18 protein-coding genes are annotated in these 18,134 nt (G+C 34.3%); 6 read left to right on the top strand and 12 right to left on the bottom strand.

The window, feature by feature from the left end; all coding sequences use genetic code 11:
* Nucleotides 1-255: 255 nt before the first annotated feature.
* From SB679_RS09665 to SB679_RS09615, 11 genes are all read right to left on the bottom strand, one after another.
* Nucleotides 256-4,101: a hypothetical protein gene (locus tag SB679_RS09665; protein ID WP_410702040.1), complete on the bottom strand. Its 3,846-nt coding sequence runs from the start codon at nucleotides 4,099-4,101 to the stop codon at nucleotides 256-258.
* A gap of 213 nt (nucleotides 4,102-4,314) precedes the next feature.
* Entirely contained in the window at nucleotides 4,315-4,917 is a 603-nt protein-coding gene (locus SB679_RS09660) for a toll/interleukin-1 receptor domain-containing protein (RefSeq protein WP_410702039.1), read from the bottom strand.
* Between the two features lie 4 nt (nucleotides 4,918-4,921).
* Nucleotides 4,922-5,806 carry a DUF4231 domain-containing protein gene (locus tag SB679_RS09655; RefSeq protein WP_410702038.1) on the bottom strand — a complete coding sequence of 295 codons (885 nt, stop codon included), beginning with the start codon at nucleotides 5,804-5,806 and terminating at the stop codon, nucleotides 4,922-4,924.
* Complete coding sequence (locus tag SB679_RS09650; protein WP_410702037.1) at nucleotides 5,806-6,390, bottom strand: TIR domain-containing protein; 585 nt, start codon at nucleotides 6,388-6,390, stop codon at nucleotides 5,806-5,808. The genes SB679_RS09655 and SB679_RS09650 overlap by 1 nt, the downstream gene beginning before the upstream one ends.
* Nucleotides 6,391-6,396: 6 nt before the next feature.
* Nucleotides 6,397-6,801, bottom strand: coding sequence for a TIR domain-containing protein (locus SB679_RS09645; protein WP_410702036.1), 405 nt, complete (start codon nucleotides 6,799-6,801; stop codon nucleotides 6,397-6,399).
* Nucleotides 6,802-8,037, bottom strand: a complete 1,236-nt coding sequence (locus SB679_RS09640) for a tetratricopeptide repeat-containing protein (protein WP_410702035.1) — start codon at nucleotides 8,035-8,037, stop codon at nucleotides 6,802-6,804. It lies immediately after the preceding gene.
* A gap of 189 nt (nucleotides 8,038-8,226) precedes the next feature.
* Nucleotides 8,227-9,006, bottom strand: a complete 780-nt coding sequence (locus SB679_RS09635; protein ID WP_410702034.1) for a hypothetical protein — start codon at nucleotides 9,004-9,006, stop codon at nucleotides 8,227-8,229.
* A 289-nt stretch (nucleotides 9,007-9,295) separates the two neighbouring features.
* Complete coding sequence (locus SB679_RS09630; RefSeq protein WP_410702033.1) at nucleotides 9,296-9,427, bottom strand: hypothetical protein; 132 nt, start codon at nucleotides 9,425-9,427, stop codon at nucleotides 9,296-9,298.
* A 412-nt stretch (nucleotides 9,428-9,839) separates the two neighbouring features.
* Entirely contained in the window at nucleotides 9,840-10,445 is a 606-nt protein-coding gene (locus SB679_RS09625) for a hypothetical protein (protein WP_410702032.1), read from the bottom strand.
* Between the two features lie 70 nt (nucleotides 10,446-10,515).
* On the bottom strand, nucleotides 10,516-10,911 hold the full coding sequence (locus SB679_RS09620; RefSeq protein ID WP_410702031.1) for a hypothetical protein: 396 nt from the start codon (nucleotides 10,909-10,911) through the stop codon (nucleotides 10,516-10,518).
* Nucleotides 10,912-10,918: 7 nt separating this feature from the next.
* Nucleotides 10,919-11,209 carry a hypothetical protein gene (locus tag SB679_RS09615; RefSeq protein ID WP_410702030.1) on the bottom strand — a complete coding sequence of 97 codons (291 nt, stop codon included), beginning with the start codon at nucleotides 11,207-11,209 and terminating at the stop codon, nucleotides 10,919-10,921.
* A 590-nt stretch (nucleotides 11,210-11,799) separates the two neighbouring features.
* Here SB679_RS09615 and SB679_RS09610 point away from each other — a divergent pair.
* Both SB679_RS09610 and SB679_RS09605 read left to right on the top strand, forming a co-directional pair.
* A complete protein-coding gene (locus SB679_RS09610; RefSeq protein ID WP_410702029.1) occupies nucleotides 11,800-12,408 on the top strand; it encodes a hypothetical protein in 609 nt (202 codons plus the stop codon).
* Between the two features lie 99 nt (nucleotides 12,409-12,507).
* Nucleotides 12,508-13,122, top strand: a complete 615-nt coding sequence (locus SB679_RS09605) for a hypothetical protein (protein WP_410702028.1) — start codon at nucleotides 12,508-12,510, stop codon at nucleotides 13,120-13,122.
* Between the two features lie 58 nt (nucleotides 13,123-13,180).
* Here the strand turns inward: SB679_RS09605 and SB679_RS09600 are convergent, their stop codons facing one another.
* Complete coding sequence (locus SB679_RS09600) at nucleotides 13,181-13,594, bottom strand: DUF3592 domain-containing protein (protein ID WP_410702102.1); 414 nt, start codon at nucleotides 13,592-13,594, stop codon at nucleotides 13,181-13,183.
* A gap of 618 nt (nucleotides 13,595-14,212) precedes the next feature.
* Here SB679_RS09600 and SB679_RS09595 point away from each other — a divergent pair.
* From SB679_RS09595 to SB679_RS09580, 4 genes are all read left to right on the top strand, one after another.
* Nucleotides 14,213-14,806 (top strand): DUF4468 domain-containing protein, encoded by a 594-nt coding sequence (locus SB679_RS09595; RefSeq protein ID WP_410702027.1) that lies wholly within the window; start codon nucleotides 14,213-14,215, stop codon nucleotides 14,804-14,806.
* Nucleotides 14,807-15,793: 987 nt separating this feature from the next.
* A complete protein-coding gene (locus SB679_RS09590) occupies nucleotides 15,794-16,528 on the top strand; it encodes a DUF6597 domain-containing transcriptional factor (protein WP_410702026.1) in 735 nt (244 codons plus the stop codon).
* 73 nt (nucleotides 16,529-16,601) lie between these two features.
* Nucleotides 16,602-17,135 (top strand): dihydrofolate reductase family protein, encoded by a 534-nt coding sequence (locus SB679_RS09585; protein WP_410702025.1) that lies wholly within the window; start codon nucleotides 16,602-16,604, stop codon nucleotides 17,133-17,135.
* A 242-nt stretch (nucleotides 17,136-17,377) separates the two neighbouring features.
* The gene (locus tag SB679_RS09580) at nucleotides 17,378-18,058 is read left to right on the top strand and encodes a hypothetical protein (protein ID WP_410702024.1); all 681 of its coding nucleotides are present in this window, start codon (nucleotides 17,378-17,380) and stop codon (nucleotides 18,056-18,058) included.
* Nucleotides 18,059-18,134: the final 76 nt, after the last annotated feature.

Here is an 18,134-nt window from a genome sequence, read left to right as displayed (position 1 = left end):
ACAAAATATCCCACTTATGAAACGCATAGCAACCTTCAATATCTTTAATACTACAAAAAAACATAGAGCTTTTCCTATTTAATTTAAGGTAATTCTAGCGATGATCTCCATTCTAGCTGCGAACACTACAAAGCATTAACCCCATCTCACCAAAAACATGTAATTAGCAATCAACTGGTTTGCAGTTAATTTCTATATGCTTTAAAATAGCATATTGGGGCCAATCAAATTGGTCTATACAATCATGTGATAGACCTACATTATTAGATCCTCTTGATCTCTCTTTTTTTGTCGCACAATTTCTAATTCTAGATAGTCATGATACTTTGTAGCCCATTCACTCACTTTAGCATTGGGGTGAAAAATAAGGCTATCCATAAGGTCTAACTGTTGTTTTAAATACGGTACTATTGACCCCGTCCAAAAATAGGTATTAATATTTGCACTTAGTGACGACAATACTGCTTCATATTCTCCAAATCCATCAATGAGTCTCTTTGCATATGGATGCCAAGAAAATTTATCCCCTTCCGTACGAGTTGCGAACACAGGTACAAGCTCTGCGAGCCGTGCAGGTGCAATCGTGGGATTTTCCTCACACCATTTAAATATTTGATCGATATCCCCATCAAAGAGAACTCCCTCTGGTCTTTTTACCGGACTGATTCCTGATCCAAGAATATGCTTTAAACCATAGAATTTAATGTAATTTTCATTTTGCAGAATAAGACTTTGGGATAGCTTTGGCCATATCTTGTTAAAGTGTCTAGTAATTAACGTTTCGTAAATTCTCTGCATAGAATTATCCAAGTGGTAAGAATTTTTCAGTGATATCGAATCAATAATTGCCTCATTTACAAGAGATGCAAAATTACTTTCTTTTTCCTGTTTAAGTATTAACCGAATGGTTTCCCACCATTGATGATAATCTTGGACATTAAGGGATTGGTTTAATATCCCCAGATTGAGAACGCATTCTTTCAAAATCTGTATTAATTCCGTACTTTTATCTTCATTCAGGTAGGTCATCCCAAAAACGATCTGATAAGCTACTTTGTAACCTTCATGTCCATAATTAAAAAGCTTGTGACAAAATTTAATCACTATACCTTCATCAACTTTTAAGGGTCCATTTGCCCTGAATTGAATAAATTCGCTAAGTTCAAATTCACCAGAATCAATCAATTTAAACAGTTCGTCAGTATTAGCATAAGAATCATTTTCTAAAGATGTCAGATAGAATAGCAAATAACTCAATTTAGGATAGCTCTTAACTTCGCGCTTAATATACTGTTGAATATCTCCATCAGAAAACCGGAAGATAGCACCCAACACATTACCGTCCTGATCCGCTCTGTCAATATCGTCTAAAGCTGCTAGGGAAATATCAATAAATCTCCGCAATTCAGCACTTCTTTCCCTCAGTTCATCTGCAATTCCTTTTCCGAAATAAAAAACATGATATTGCTTTCCATGATAAAACATTGGTATGGTTTCTTTCCAATTTAATCCAGAATTTAGGAAGTCACGAGCTAGATCTTCTGTGTATTTTTGGAATTTTTCGTAAGAAAAAACTTCATCCGCAAGTATCTCTATTTTATAGTCAAGAGCCCGAATATACTTAGACTTAAAATCCTTTTTATTTAATCTTCTAATGACATCACTTAAGTCCTTATGAAGATCTTCTGGTATGTTGCTTTCAAAACGCAAGGTTAGTACTAAATTGTCTAACGCATGGTTCCAGTCATTGCCCCTAAAATCAGCAATTTCGTTTAAATGAGATATGAGCAATCTTCCATTTCCAACATATACAATTTCACGGATCGAGTTACTGAAAATCTCGGTTGCTGCTGATTCTAATTCTGGTTGCGTTAAAATGATATTCTTTAATAATTCCAATAAGATATCCCAATACTCCTGTATCTCTTCATGACTGGGTACATAATCCTTTCGTGTAATCATACCCTGATTTTCTGCTCCAAGTACTCGGTGCGAATGAATGAACGTTAAGCCACGCCCAATTGCTTTTACGGCAAGCTCTCTATATCTTTTTTCCGGATGAGAAAGGCCCCATTTTATGATATCGACCCTTGTACAAAGATTTACTTCTGTACCCGCCAAATGCGCACTAAAGAGTTGCATCAGCTGTCCTGTAGCATTATTTCCCCAAGTCTCATTCTCGGCCACTGCAAAGGCAAATAACACTCTTACACTTTTGTTAAATGTTTCTTTGCCAAAACAAAGATTTTCTAAAACCCATATAAGATTTCTACGACCTTGAACAACTTTTTCCAATTCCGAAATGGTTTTGAAAGCAAAATTACGGTATAGATTGTCGGAAACACTAACTGGAACCACTTCGACAAACGAGCGGAAGAAGCGTGAACCCAGTTCGGTATTTAAAACTTCCGCATTATCGAAAGGGCTTCCTGGCCCTGTAATTTGATTAAGTATTTTGACAGCTTTTTCATTATAACCCAAGTATTTCATTTGATCTGAAAATGCAGTCGCCAGACGAGTACGGTGAGGGTTTTCCAACTTTGCTATGGCTGTGATTACGCGTAATAGTCGGTCGGATGTACAGTTCTCCAACCATTCTACAGCGAGTGATAAAGCCAAAGGAAAAGGTCTCATACCAATATAACGTCCTTTCTGCTCATAAATCTCTCTCTTCAGGTAATGGTTTACGAGTTGTCTAAAAATATCTTCTGATTTTTGAGGAGAATGATCGGTTACAGTCAATTCTCTATTACCAGCCAAAAATCTAAATTCGGCATTCACTTCATCATCAAACCCGAAGTAATTGAAAAGAGCACTAGTTTGCAAAAGTCTCCTATTTTCTCCATCTATTGCGTGTTCGCCTAACAGTTTATTCAATAATTCCTTATCACCTAATTTGCCTATAAATTCCTCACCATCCACTGCACTTTCACCTAGCAATACTGCCATCATAGGAATACCCTGGGCGAATTCTTTTATCTTCGCAATATTTTCTGGTGGTAAATTGCCAAAGTCACGCTCCAATATTTGATCAACAACGGAAACCAAGTCGTCCTTTTTAAGTAAATGGTAGCTGATACCACTGATTTTATTGTTAACATATTCCTCTGGATCAGGTGAGATTGTGATCAAGGAATTTCTGCTGTTAGTGCTATTTGTAAGTAAAACCGCCTCCCTAAAAAGTGTTAATCTACAATTATCAAGGATAATGATATATTCTGACCCCTCATTAACAATATCTTCAATACGGGCTAATATTTTATCACTATCATTCCTGTTAGCGTCTACATATAGAACCCTACTGGACAATAATTCGCTATCGGCATCTCCAGCAATGGGTCTAAATATTTCATGAGTGATCCTAGTTTTACCTAAACCTGGTAATCCCAAAAAGCGAATATTTGTTTTATCCTTCAGGAGAGCATTTTTTATTTCCGTAGTAATTAAATGTAATTTTTCATTGGAAGCATATGGTTGAGCCTGTGGAAGAACCTCTGTCCATTTCGACCATCTCAAAAACGGGCGGTATTTAAGTTGCTTATTTTGTACACTGTACAACGCAGTTTCTTTAACTGCGCCAGCTAAACTAGCAATCAATGATTTTTTCACCTTTGCCGCAACAGAAGCATCATTATATTTAAATTCAATTGGCCATCGATAAGACCGAATATCAAAAGGTATTATTTCCACATTATCCTTAGGAGAACCATATTCGTTATTCATAACAAAAATAATTTTCTTTTTCCCTAACCATTTATGAGCTATACCAAATTCAATCATAACATTAGTGTTTGGTACCAAACGATGAATATGCCCCTGCTCTTTCATGATATCCACGATGCTTTCTGGGAGCTTGTTTACAATGGATAAATCAGCTATGAAAATATCACAATTAGGTATTCTATCCTCCATAATTACCTCAGCGGGTGGAGTAACCCCTGGCTCCATATTTGTTCCCTCTAGTATAGTAATATCTAAATCCTTCGTTTCAGGATCCGTTTTTAAATCTTTCACCGCCTGTTTTATACATTCCAATATAAAATATCGATTAAATTTTTCTCGCGTTTGGGCCTGCCAACTATAAAATAATTTAAGTTTCATCTACAAAATTTAATATTTTCAAAATACAACTTTAATAACCTCTATCTGGTATAAATTGACCATATCCTATACATCCTTTGTTTTGAAAATTTAAAGCGACTCCACCCGCAATTTATTTGCCGAAGGTATTGTACAAAAAATAAAGATTCAGATCTTACTTAGATAGTATAATTAGGATATAAATTAACAAATGCGTACTTGATCAAATTATTGTTATAACTGCCAATTCAATACCTCATCTAATGGATGCTTCATATTATTGTTAGAAAATATTCGCCTTTCATTAACGAGTGATTTCTCTAAGATATTGGTTATTTTTGAGAGATATGTATTCAAACTTTTAGTTCCCCTTATCAAATAGCCAACTTGTAAATAGTCTGGTAAGCTTTTCTGAGAAATATCTTTCAAAGTTAATACAGACAGTTTTACCGTTTTTTCATCTTCTCTTAAGTCATCTTGATCTACCATAGATGCATGTCCATATCCAATTTCGAAAGGGACCCAGTGTGATTTATATGTTTTCTCTGAAACAACCACAAGCATATGTGTACTAGCTCGGATTCCTTTTTTTATACTTTCTGTAATTTTTATGGGATCATTAATGAAAGAAGCACGTTGTAACTCGTTATCTTCTACATCAAGATAATAATCAATACCCGCATTTTTCAAATACATTGCAATAATTTTGCAGGCATCTTTATCCTCTTTTTTATGGCTCAAGAATACACAAGGTCTATTCCTTGTTTCATCTGTATCTTCCAGAATCCAACTAAGATGCTCAATTAATTTCGCTTTATTAAAACCCTTTGTCAACATAGAATTAAAATCTTTTTTGAGCTAACCACATTGTATGTTCGCGAGACATGGCATTCTCTGAATCTAAAACATATTCAGAAAACTTATCTTCCGGCAAATTTTTGTTTCCTTCAGCTTTGATTAATATTAATTCTGATGTTGCCGTGGTGTAAGCTTCTTTGTTTTCTTGGTATTTTTTCACTTGCAGCCAGCTAAATCCACTTGCTGACACAGTTGAGAATAATCCTACTAAATTGAAATTTGACATTGGCACTTTGATTAGGTAAACTATCGATGCCACAGCCAAAAATTGGAAAACGATAACCCCTAAAAACCATCTTTCATACTTCGATTTATTATTATCCGCCTTTGATGAATACCAATCAATTTGACTTTGAATTCTTTCATCTAAATAGTACTTTTTCCTTTTATCCAAAGAGAGTTTACGTATTTTCTCCATCTCGCTAGTAATAACTGGTAAATTAAGTTTTTTTGCACTCAAGATTTTATTCAGATCAACAAATTGATTGTTTATTTCCCTAATCCTTGCGACAAATCTGTGTTTCGCTTCTTCATCAGTAATAGTACTTTCAAAATATTCCGAACGCATGATGAATCTCCAGGTGAGTGTTTTACATGACTCTGCCAGAGCTCTACCTCTATACCAGATATCCTCATACTTTTTAAGTTTCAGGAATACTGATATTAACATTGCCATGAATAACATGCCGCCAGAAATCCAATAAACTATAGTCTTAGATTCTTCTGTTTGGTAATTATAAATTGATAACAGTGCGGACACAACCATTAACAGTAAATCGATAGCCACTAAACGGATATACCATGTCTGTGCTTTTTTAGAGGCTATATCCCCTGCTATAAAATAGTTAGGATAATTATTATCATTCATTATGGTCTAACTTTAGTTTTTGATGAAATAGGCTCATTTCTCTTATCGAAAGCTTTATCAATAAAAGTATTAGGGTTTTCACAGAAATCAACCCACTTAACAAGTACGCAGTATCTATCATCCTCATTCCATGCACATTTGTTATTGGGGATATAATAATTATAAGCAAATTCTGAAATTACAGTATTATGGTTAATACTTATGTAAGAATGAGTATTACCGCACGTAGCGCATATCCCGCTACCTGCAAATATTCTCTCATACATGCTTGGCAAAACAATACCTAGAATACCATTTTTTGTATTACCAATACCATGAAATAATGAAGCTTGTAGTTCTCTTTTAAGATAATTTTGATTCTCAAATGGAAGATTTTCAGCTGACTTTTCACCGATCAAAAAAATTGTTACAGTCGAATCCGCTAAGTAATTTTCACGAATTTTCCTCATGATATAATCCTCATTTTCAGATTCAATTGGTTCATGTAAAGATTTGTCTATCATATCAACTTCCAGATGATCATGGATAAAAGTTTTATAATCCATATCCTCTGTTTTAAACGAAATAAAGCATTTATGGGCCATCTTAGATTATTTAGCGTAGTTTCTAATTGCATTAACTATACTCTCGGTGTTCCAATTTACGTCAATAATGGAACGGGAATACACTTCGGATGATATTCTTTGCTGGCCTCTCGGAATAATACCTATGATTGGTACATTATTGTTTTTTGCAGTTTCCATTTCCCATATCATCCAATCACTATGACTTGCATAAATACCTGCAATCGCAAGAACGATATTAGATGAAACTATTTTGGTTCTCAAGACTGATTTAATATAAGGAGCACTAACCGAATTAATCGGAACTTCCTTGGTTGCCTCTGTAAATTCCACGTTGAAATAACCCCTTGCATTGAGGAGATTTTGCAATGCTTTTAAGTCTTCAGAATAAGTCCATGAATGACTGATGAATATCTTGTAGTTGTTTGCCATTTAATTGTTTTTTAAAGCTAAAATTTTTTCTTTCGAAGTTTGATAAGTTTCTATCTCCCATGTGATGGTTGTATTTTCCAAGAATAGTGCTTCATGTTCTTCAAATTTATCCTGAATTCCTAATGCCAAATAGCAGTTAGCTAATGTCGCATATATCCACTTTAGATCGCTTCTTAATAAAAAATCGTCGTCTTCTTTTAATTGATTAATAATTTCTATTATTTTTTCACGAGTTTTTCGTGCTTGAACTTTACAATATATTTTTTCATCGGTATCAGTCGTAAATTGAATCTTTAATTCTAAACATAGTGCATAATTTTCTCCTGTATAGTAGTCCGAATTAATAGTGAACCCTCTTTCATAATATCTAATTGCTCTTTCTAAAAATTCAAGTTCACTATTGTCCAACAACCACAATCTTTTATAAATCGCTCCGGTTATCCCTAAGGTTTCGGGATCATTTGTTGATCGTCCGTCTGGTTCTAAAGTTTTGATAATTGACAGCGCATCGGTTAATGCTATTTTCTCTGATACATTTTTATTTTTATAGGTACATAAAGCCAATTGTTGAATGAAATATGAGTCATTCTCGACTTTTTCACTTGCTCTTTTCCAATGCTTTATAGCTTCTTCAAAATTTCCTTCTGACATTTCGTGCTTTGCCTGTTCGACTTGGGCAAAAATAATTTTTTCTTTTTCTGCAAGTTCCTTAATTAAATGCATGTATTCTTCCTGTGGAAGGATATATGGCTGAACTGTTTGAATGTGCTGAAACAAGGGGCTATCAACTTCACAGGATTTTTCGACAATCAATATTAATTTAGTTAACTCACTTTGGCAACGAGTAGCTTCTGTCGCTGAAATATCCTCACCCATGTGTGAATAAGTGAATGTTTTGTTATGATTTATATCAAAAGGTATATTTCCATCTTTTTCTTTCATGATGATCGTAGAAAAAGGTTTTGCTGCGTGCCTAATACCTAATTCATAAATTGCATTAGGATTGAAAGTTGTAATATCAGCAATTACTAGATCTGAATGAATTAATAAGCCATACATACTTCGGTCAATCAACCCAGATTCTTGGACTTCATCACCGCGAACACATTCATAACCTGCAGCTGAAACTGCGGGTTTAATAATGTTATGATAGGTTTTGTCTAGATCGAATGTTTTACCTAATGTGGGGTCAGTTTTTTTTCCATACCCCATAATTACGAAGCATATTTTCTTCATTATTTAAATGTTTAGTTTTATGGTTACATTCTTGTTGTCAAAAAGTTATCCATGAATTTGATACTGCCATAAAGTCTCAACGATCTCAATTAATTCTGCCATTTCTAATAAAAATTAATAAGAGTATTTTAAAAAAAAATTCTTTATGTCAAAAGAGCACATTAGAAATAGAGAGTGTAATATATAATCTTATTCTGTCCTAAAACTCGTCATTTCGCCAGTGGAGACTGAGTAAGCATAAATTAATTTCTTACAATCATCTTTAATAAAATAATAATTTGAAGTTTTATAGATGAAATATCGACATTTATCGTCTTCGGTAAGTATTGGAGTATCTGTGTGATTTTTAAGAACAATGTTAAATCTAGGTTTTAAAATGGTATTATGTTTAGCATCCTTTTTTGCTGCAGTGATCATGTACATGAAACCCAGTAAAATAGCCACACCAAATCCAAGGTTCTTATGTACGAACAGATATAAATAACAAGATAATGCAGCAAAAGTCAAAAATATAAAAGTAAGTAGTTTCTGAAACTCGTAGGTCTGCAGCAAAACGTAAAATCCAATAAGGACAATAATAATAATTAGTATAACGGCAAGTTTCGAAAGCCCTTTTCTCTGCCCTGCAATAGCTTCAGCAGAACTCTCCTCTCTAACATTCTCACTAGATTTCTTGCTTAGCATGTCAGGTATAAGAATGGTAATGGTTAGAGAAAATATAACACTAATATATATTATCGGCATCAGGTTTTCATACAGAACTGCAATTGCATCCTTTAGGTCAAAATAGATGAAATAATGAATTCCGTACTGGCTGAAAAATTGCCATAAGTAAAAAAGTCCCAGCGCGGGTAAAATCAATGTTAATTCAGCAATCTTAACCAGTGGTTTCTCATCTGTAGGCTTATAGGATTCGTTTAGTTTGCCAACCAATCTATTAATTCTTTCTTTGTTAATTCTATAATTCATGTACGCTCTTGTTTGTTTAATTAGATAATTTTAAAAAGCAAAGTTATCTTCAGTCTACGCAACCTATTAACGCAGTTCTTAATAAAAAAAATAAATTACATCTCTAGGGAAGTCATAAGAAATTCAGGAAATAGATGATATATATACTATAAGCCAATTTTCTGACCATAGTACTCCGCCATGAGTTGAAAGATCAAAAAAACGCCTACTACCCCATTATTCCAAGTATCTAAATCGTGGCGGACTTCCCATTTTTGGAAGCAGGGGCTAAAGAGCCCACGTTTGTAAGTTAGTCCTTTGGTTTATGAATGTGAGGTTTCAGATCAGGATGTTTTGGTTTAGTATCGGGGAGAACCCTTCTTCTTTTATCGTCGCTTCCTTTTTCTGTTTTAGGCTTTGGTCCAGGTTTGATTGCTTCCATAATAGTGTAAAAAATTTTAATTAGTCGTTTTCTATAAGACTAATTAAAGTTAGCTAAAAATAAAAGCTACATTTTACGGATTTCCGTATCACAGCAGGATTTCTTCTCTGAATATTGCTCTTAAGGAAACAAGTGCAAATAATGAAGTCAAACAGATAGGTTACCTTTTTATCCTACTTGTAATGATCATTATTTAGTATAAAAAACTCACCCTCACTAAAAGGAAATGAAAGATGTTACTGCAGGAAATGTCAATAAAGTACCTTCATCAACTTCAAATGCAAAGCTAATTCGTTTTTGGTATAGCTGAGTCCAAATCTTCAGCCCCATAACGCCAGCGCCTGTATGTCCTTCGCTCTTTTCTATCAATTTTCAATATAATCTTTCTGCAAATTCATCAGCGATAAATGCTTCATAGTTCTTTCTGAACACCATTACGACCTAAATGGGACGATCCCAACGGTATAAAGTCTTGCAACCGAGGTAACGGTTTATATTTTTCAAGACTGACCTTTTTCGGTGTATTTTTAATTTCCCCATAAGGTTCGTGCCAGACAGTCTTAAGACCTGTTGATAAGTTAATTTCGGTATTATCAATATACTCATTGCCCGCATTCCGATTTATATAACCGATTAATTCAAAATTTCCGTTCTGATACCTAAATTTATGGGTCATGTTTCCGCGGATGCGCTGGTTGGTAAAGATAAGTACCCCCTTTACAATTTGAAGCTTTTCCAGGATCAGCTCAGTTCTTTCATCACCATCAGAAAATTTCGGCATAACGGTTTTTAGAGAACTAAATACCGATTCGTACCCTCCCCCATTTTTGGCAAACAGGATTTCCAACGAATAGGGATGATGCTTATCATTCGTATTCGCTTTTACAATAACCAAATCAGCCAATCCATCCTTGTTCAGATCACCTTTTATATTAAAAATGGTTTTATTGTAATCCTCCTGACCCATTGCTTTAACTGCCAGAACCAAAATCAAACAAATGCTATAAAATTTTCTCATATTTCTTTCTTTCGCATTCTTTAAAATTCATATCGTTTCTAAACGGCAACTTCTATGGTCGACGCGCCTACTATTTCTTCATTATTCTTAGCCCTTTAATTGCTGGTGAACCTTCGGCAGAAAAGGTATTTGTATGAATAAAAACAGATAAGTCTTTTTTTTCGAGGAAGCTGATTTCAACTTTATCTGTAATGACTTCCTGTGGAACATATTCTTCGACGCCCTCTCTTATGACAATTTGTATTCTTACAATTGCTTTTTTCCTGATTAGGGTTTCTCCTTTAAGTGGCTTCACCATTAGGGTGAGATTTTGCACCCCCTTTTTTAGAATTAATAAATTCAAATCCCAATCAACAGATACGGTACCTTCCTCAGAGCTGATAAATGTAGCTATGCCATTTACGGATACTTCCACTGAACATCCGCTAGCCATCAGTTCGGCGGTATAGATTGGATTTTTTATCATACTTTATTTAAATTCCTTTATCTCTATAATAAATATCTGCAACGGTCCTATTGTACCTGTCGTACACCATTTCCCACTTGAAATCTGTAGTTCTTTCTGGTTTCCATTGTTCTGTTATTACGGTATTGCCGTTTTGATTATTTTCAGTTCTTTTGATCAGGGTTCCCTTTCTTTTGTCACTATACATATCCACCTCATGTACATTTTTAAGGTGCAATTTTGCATTGCTTATCATCTTTGAAAAATCTCTGTTCCACTCATCAGAGATCCTTATTTTTGTCCTACTTTTATTTTTCATCCAAAATGTCATTTTATTTAGCCACCATGGATCCTGCTTCAATGTAACAACAGGCGGTTGATTTAAATAAATAATAAATTCAGAATGATCACGATAAATGATTTCGGGGCCGAAAATAATGCTATCTATTGACCTCCAGGAAATAAAGTGGGTTTCATCCAAAATCGGAATGTCTAAGGTAAAGCCTTCATTACTAAAAGAAATTGTTCTTAATCGGTCATTGTTCATTACTTCACTTATATGGTAATTAATATATTCCTTATCTCTTTTCAGCCTGGATCATCAGATTGCAATGACGCGTACTCCTCTTAATTATTATGTAACTCAGAACATCATTTCTTTCTTAACTTCAACCGCTCAAGGTCATTTCTGAATTTACTAGTTTATAGGCTTAGCTATACCTTTCAGATAGTAGTTCACCTATCTCTTATTGCAATAATTACATATACTTCTACAACCACTACGAATATCTGTAATTAATACGTAAAAATTAAATCATATTACTGAGATTTAATTTTTATATCTACTTTTAGAATTATAAAGTAGAATCTACCTGCTCTGCCTTTGAAAAACAATTTGATAAAATTTAAATGCTTGTACTAACATGTGCTATTTTTCTATGTGCCCTATCATTCTGGCTTTTTAGAAAGTTAAAATTTAAGCGTCCCTGGCTCTTTGGAATTATTGGCGCCTTGATCCCGGTTGTATTTTTTATTCTATCGCCTTCAAAAAATCCAAATGGATATGAAGGAGATTTAGTGCCGATAAAAAGTGAAATTGACAATATTTCCGGTTATGAGGAAGCAGTAAAATTGATTAGTGACAATAGCAAAAAGTTACGGGCAGAAGAAGAAAGAAATACTAAATTAGCTAAAGAGAGGCTGCCCACTGCTACGAACGTACAAGACAGCTTATATAAAATACTAAAAGATAGAAAGCTGCGTTTTCCAGGATTCACCCTTGAAATTGAGGGCAAAGACACGACCATTACCTTTGAAGGAAGCAGGGGGGATTATTACATGCGAGGAAATCATAAGGATAAGCAGGCTAGTTTCACAATCTTTAAACATTCTATATTCTATACGACCGAGGCTGTAAAAGAAATTCAAATTAAGGAGGACGAAGATGATACACCAGGCGCGATAATAAAAATCAAACCAAAATACTATTATACCATTGCCTCCGCCTTAGAGTATTAGTATATGTTGCCGTATAAGGTTAAAATAATCAAACCATATATATTCTATGAATGTGCACAATCCTGCTTATTTAACAACCGTAACCTTCGGAAAAATGTTATGAAAAAATTAATCTTACATTCATACTTTTGCTTACTACTATTCTCATTAAGCTGCACCATAGGAAACAGGCCCAAATACTGTTCACCAATTAAAGCAGTTGAATTATTAATAAACAATCCGCGATATACCCCTTCTAAAACTGAAACGGGGTATTATCAGATTTCAAACGAGGATGAAAATTTCATGTATTTCGGTTATCAAACAATAGACCTAAAATTAAAAAAAGAAATGAATCCCTTCTATAAAACGGACAAGAGAGAGTTCCATGCAATCTTTCAGAGAACATCTAATTTGGATTTATTGAAAGCTGAATCTATTATCAATTCCTGGTTTATAGAAAAATTTCCCGAATTGAAAGCTGATTCCACACAAGTTGCTCAAACTATGAAAATAAAGTTTGTGTACGATAAAATAGCAGATAAATATGATGCGAATTGCAGTGGGTGGATCGAGTTTTATTTTTCAAGAATGGAAAAATCTGCTACACCAGATGTGGATAGTGTAATGACAAATCATACTATTAAAAAGTTTGGCTACAATACTTTAATAAAAAATGGCAAAAGTATTGAGTGGATGAAAAGTTATGTCTACAAGGAGGATAAAGCTAAATGAAATTAAAAAATTATGGATTGATTTAACGATGCACACTATAAAGATTTTAACATGCTTTTTAGCAATTTCCAGGGAGAAATCTTGCAGCGATAAAGTAACCTCCCCCAATTACTATTAATGGAAGCGCTATCGATAGCAACACTAAGGTCCAGATAAACACTCGGAAATAACTGTACAAGGATACCCTTGATGGATCGGAAGGCTCATAGATGACAGTAGTTGTTTCGCCTATCTTCCAGGCTGGAGGGTCGTTGCCCTCAGCCAATTCGTAGGTGATCAGTCGGTTATCTTTGGTCCGAAAAGTGAAAATTGGCGCGAACACTTCACCGTCCGATTCATACTTGTGAAAATCGATTACCGTTGCAGTAGCTTTATATCCATTCTTTAAAAATGCCATCGTATGTCGAAAGCTGTAGATTGCCAATACAAGGAAGAGCAACCCCAACCCTAGGATTATATAATATTGCCACATAGCTTTATTTTTTATTTTTTCCAATCCAAATTCTTTACATATAAGTGATAAATAACAAGACAATTACGAATATAAAACAATTTTCAGAAAGGAATCCAGACAAATTATTTTGCTCTTATAATACATAAAATTGAATCTTGGAGATTGAAGAGCTCGCGACGTTCTTTAAATGCGCGATATGCAAACAGTTACCTTAAATTGCTTCAATTAGAATAATGCCAATTGTAGTCTCTTTTCTTATCATACCAGAATGTTTTAAAAATCAGAAACGATGCATTTTTGCAAGCATTCTCAATTAATTTTCATCGCTACCTCGTAAAGGAAGTATTTAATTTGTGTTTACTTAAATGAGCACTCTTAAAATCAGCTTATACCCAAGATACTCTCCAATTGAATTGACCTGTTATTTCTAAGAAGATATATCGTTTTCAATGAGATTGCTTTATCACGAAGCTCTGTGTCTCATTCATAAGTCTTATCGTTTGCTGCAGGTGCCTAAACTATTTTTTTTTATTTTTGTTACACTAACAACGGAAAACTTAAAAATAGATAATTAACATCTTAAGGATATCCGTAGTGATTTGTACGATCCAGAATCATATTTAACAACAAAAAACTATGAAAAAAACGCTAAGTATCGCTGTCCTTTTACTTCTCGCACAATTGAGCTTCGCTCAATATTTTAAACTTACGCCCAAGGGTTTTGTCTCAAATGACAATAGTGATTTTGCGGTAGTCAACGTACCGAACGCGAAACAAAAAGATTTATACAAGAATGTATTGAATGCCATTAACTCTATGTACAGCAATCCACAGAAAGGACTTAGTGTCGTTGAAGGTGAAAGTATTAGTATAACGGCGTATGAAAAGGAAGTCCTGCCTATAAAGCTTTCTAATGGGCTCGGAAAATCAATTCGTAAATATGATTTATCCTATAAACTAACCTTTCTTTTTAAAGATGGTAAGATTCGCATCAACAGTCCTGATTTTGAGGCTAGACGACATGTTGAAAGTACTTACAGGGGGGCAAGTGGCTGGACTGGGGATGAATGGGTTACGCTAAAACTGGTAAAAGTGGGAAAATCTAAATTATATCTTTTTGAAGATGATGGAAAAGTAAGATTCGAAGATGCCTATAATGGATTAAACAATCATTTTAATACACTTTTAAAACAAATCATGGAGAAATCTCAAAATATAAATAATTGGTAAAAAGATTGGACGTCCAATCTATGTAACCCTGTTAATATGGTTAGAGGTGATGCAACCCGTAGTAGAAATTTTAATTTAATTAAATTGCAACATGGATAAGCAGGAAAAACCACAAAGAATTGACTCCATCTCGCAAAAAACAATGGATCAGCAATCAACTGGTAGTTTCTCTGGAATCCTTGCTTCTAGTGTTTTCTTTGTCAACAGGTCTAAATTCTACTAGAAATACCCGTCAGATGTGAAGCTTTATGTTGATGCCTGATTTAAACCTGATCTCAAAAGTGTTCCCTACATCATCCTTTAGATTGTTTTTAAGCCAGGCAAGGGTGGTCCTCAATAAGTCGCCAAGAACTGAGCAATAGTGTTTACAATTTACGTTTTAAAACTTGTCCTGACAATATGTGATATTGGAAGCTATCATTATTTCATTCTCTTCACCAAACTGAAAATTAAAATTCAGGAAAGGAATTCTACTGCATCTCGCTTACTGCAGTCCGCCTTTACGCTAAATTTCCGATTGAAGAAATCGGAAGATACCGCTGCAAGACGGTTTATAAACAAAGGATTGATTTTTAAGAGACCAAACTCTTTACGAAAATATCATTCAATTAATCTTAAGAGTTTTGTCTTGTCTCAGATTTCTTTCTCTTTTTTCATTGAACTCCATTTATCTTACTCCCTGAATATAATTTAATATTTATCTGATAACTACTGTATCTGTTGATCTGAATATTTGCTCAGTTTCTACAGATGAACAATCTGATAAAGGCTATTCTCAAAGAGATCAGCATGAAAGACTTGAAAGATATTGCGTTCAAAATCAAAAAACCTTAGGACAAGTGATATTCGAAGATCATTGGTAATATTGCCCACATAGTTCTTTTATTAATTATTTCCTCTTTCACCAATAACAAGATATTGCGAATGTAAGATCGGCTGCAATTTTGTAAATTTGATCAATATTTATTGAACTACTCGAAGAAGCCAATGGAGTACAAAAAAGTAAAACCTTGTAAAGAATTAGAGCCTTTTATTCATTTCTATTGGGAACTGAAGCTCAACGAGATTGAAAAACAATGGGAACGAGTATTTCCTGATGGCTGTGCTGGTATTGTGGTGAATTTGGGAAATAAATGTCTTACGGATAACGGCTCGCTTTCAATGGAATTTGGAAAAACTTATATTGTCGGCGCAATGAATTCTTTTAAAGATAGCTTAATTGAAACCGATACACATTTATTAGGTGTGTGCCTAAAACCTGCAACTTTTGCTAATTTCTATACCCATGCTTCACAAAATGAATTGACAAATAACACTATCGCATTAGAGAAAGCCAATTCTTTTAATGTCGATAAAACACTTGAAAATCCATTCCCCTATTTTAACCATTTCTATTCAGAGCGGATCAAAAGCAAAAATTATCTGCTACAATCCGAACTCAATGATATACATTCAACAAAGGGAACAGTCAGCATTTATGATCTGGCAAAAAAGAATTTTACAACCGTAAGACAACTGGAGCGGAATTTTAAAAAACTAATCGGCTTATCGCCAAAAGAATATTCGAATATTATTCGCTTTCGGAATGCTATGAACTTAATCAAAAATTCGAAGCTAAATCGCAGTTTATTAGATATTGCATTTGAATGTGGCTACTACGATCATTCACATCTTAGCAATGAGTTCAAACGCAATACGGGGCTTTCACCATCATCATTTTAATTTTGTCGCATTTTTCCAAAGTGTAGTTCGCAACCTAAAAGTAAATTTGCTCAAACATTAAAATTCAAAATAAATGCGAAAAATATCACTTTTTATTGCAATGAGTTTAGACGGTTACATTGCAAAATCAAACGATGATCTAAGTTTCTTGAAACTTGTAGAAAAAGAAGGAGAAGATTATGGCTATGCGGAATTTACCTCCCAAATTGACACCATAATTATCGGTAGGAAAACATATGATTACGTGGCTAGCGAAATTGGGGCATCTCACTACGACAACGGACAGCGAGATGTTTATGTCATAACAAGAACCGAGAGGCCGCAAGAAGGTAGAACGATTTTCTATACAGGTAGTTTAACTGAATTAATTGACCGTTTAAAATCAGAAAATGGCAAAAACATCTATTGTGACGGTGGCGCAGAAGTTATCAACGAACTATTGAAGCATTGCTTAATAGACGAATTTACAATCTCAGTAATTCCAGTTTTGTTAGGTGACGGAACAAGGCTTTTTAAAAATGGAAGACCTGAGCAGGTGCTTAATTTCGTTACCGCAAAAACATTTGAAACCGGTTTGACGCAACTACATTACAAGCTCAAAAAATAAACAATAAGCCATAAATAAACGAATCATATATCAATCAGTATTCAATTTACTACAAAACCCATTATTCAATCATCCAACGCGGAGCGCGTATAACTCCATCTTCAATTATTTCCAGTAAAATAATAAGACGAGTGATTTCTGACCGATTTTACTCCAATCATTGCCATCTTCTTACGGCCAACGGCTCGTGGAAAACATTGCTAGGCATTTTGTTAACTTTACGAAAAATACCGTCACAATTCATGACTGCCATAAATAAAATAATCACGCAGAGTAAGTGTAATTTCGAAAACTGGGAACGTCAGCTGGGCGAACATCTTTTGCTACAAAATGAGCCAGAGACTAACGTGGATGAAGCCGATCGGGAACGCATATTTTTTCAAACCAATGACTTATTGTTTAGTATCGCTGAAACTTTTTTTTCATACGCCAAGTTTAAGGATAGCTGGGATACTTCTAAATGTTCCATGTTTCCTTTTGGTCAGTATATCTTATTAAAATCTGAAAAGATGGATATCAGTTTTAACTGGGGAGTTGAATTGAATGATTTCTATCTGGAAACATACGTTAATCATTCAGAAAACCTTCGGTTCATGTCTGATGATTTTTGGGCAATCTTGCTGGAGTTAAAGGGTTTAGGTAATTTTGAATATTCAGGTGGCGGAGGCTTAAATAGTCAACAAAGGCCGTATTTTGAAAACAAGACGAGCGCCATTTTTCAAATCATACGCACATTCATGCTAAATCAAACTGACCGCATGCATGATGGAAATACTCAATGGGAATTTGGATCTTTGGTTCTGAAATGGAAAATGGATAACAATTGGTCATCTCTGTTGGAACGCGCTTGCAAAGCTTTTCGATTGATGTATCAATTAAATTATCAATTATGGAAAGTGCACGATCTTAACAAAAAGAAGTGATAATACCCTCATTCTTGTTGAAATGTTCGCTATAGAGTAATCAACTGCCTTACAGTTAATTTCCCTATGCTTTAAA

The organism is Chryseobacterium sp. SIMBA_029 (assembly GCF_046535275.1).
Classification (GTDB): Bacteria; Bacteroidota; Bacteroidia; order Flavobacteriales; family Weeksellaceae; genus Chryseobacterium.
The sequence above is the reverse complement of the archived record's forward strand: the minus strand, read 5'-3'. Positions and strand labels throughout refer to the sequence as shown.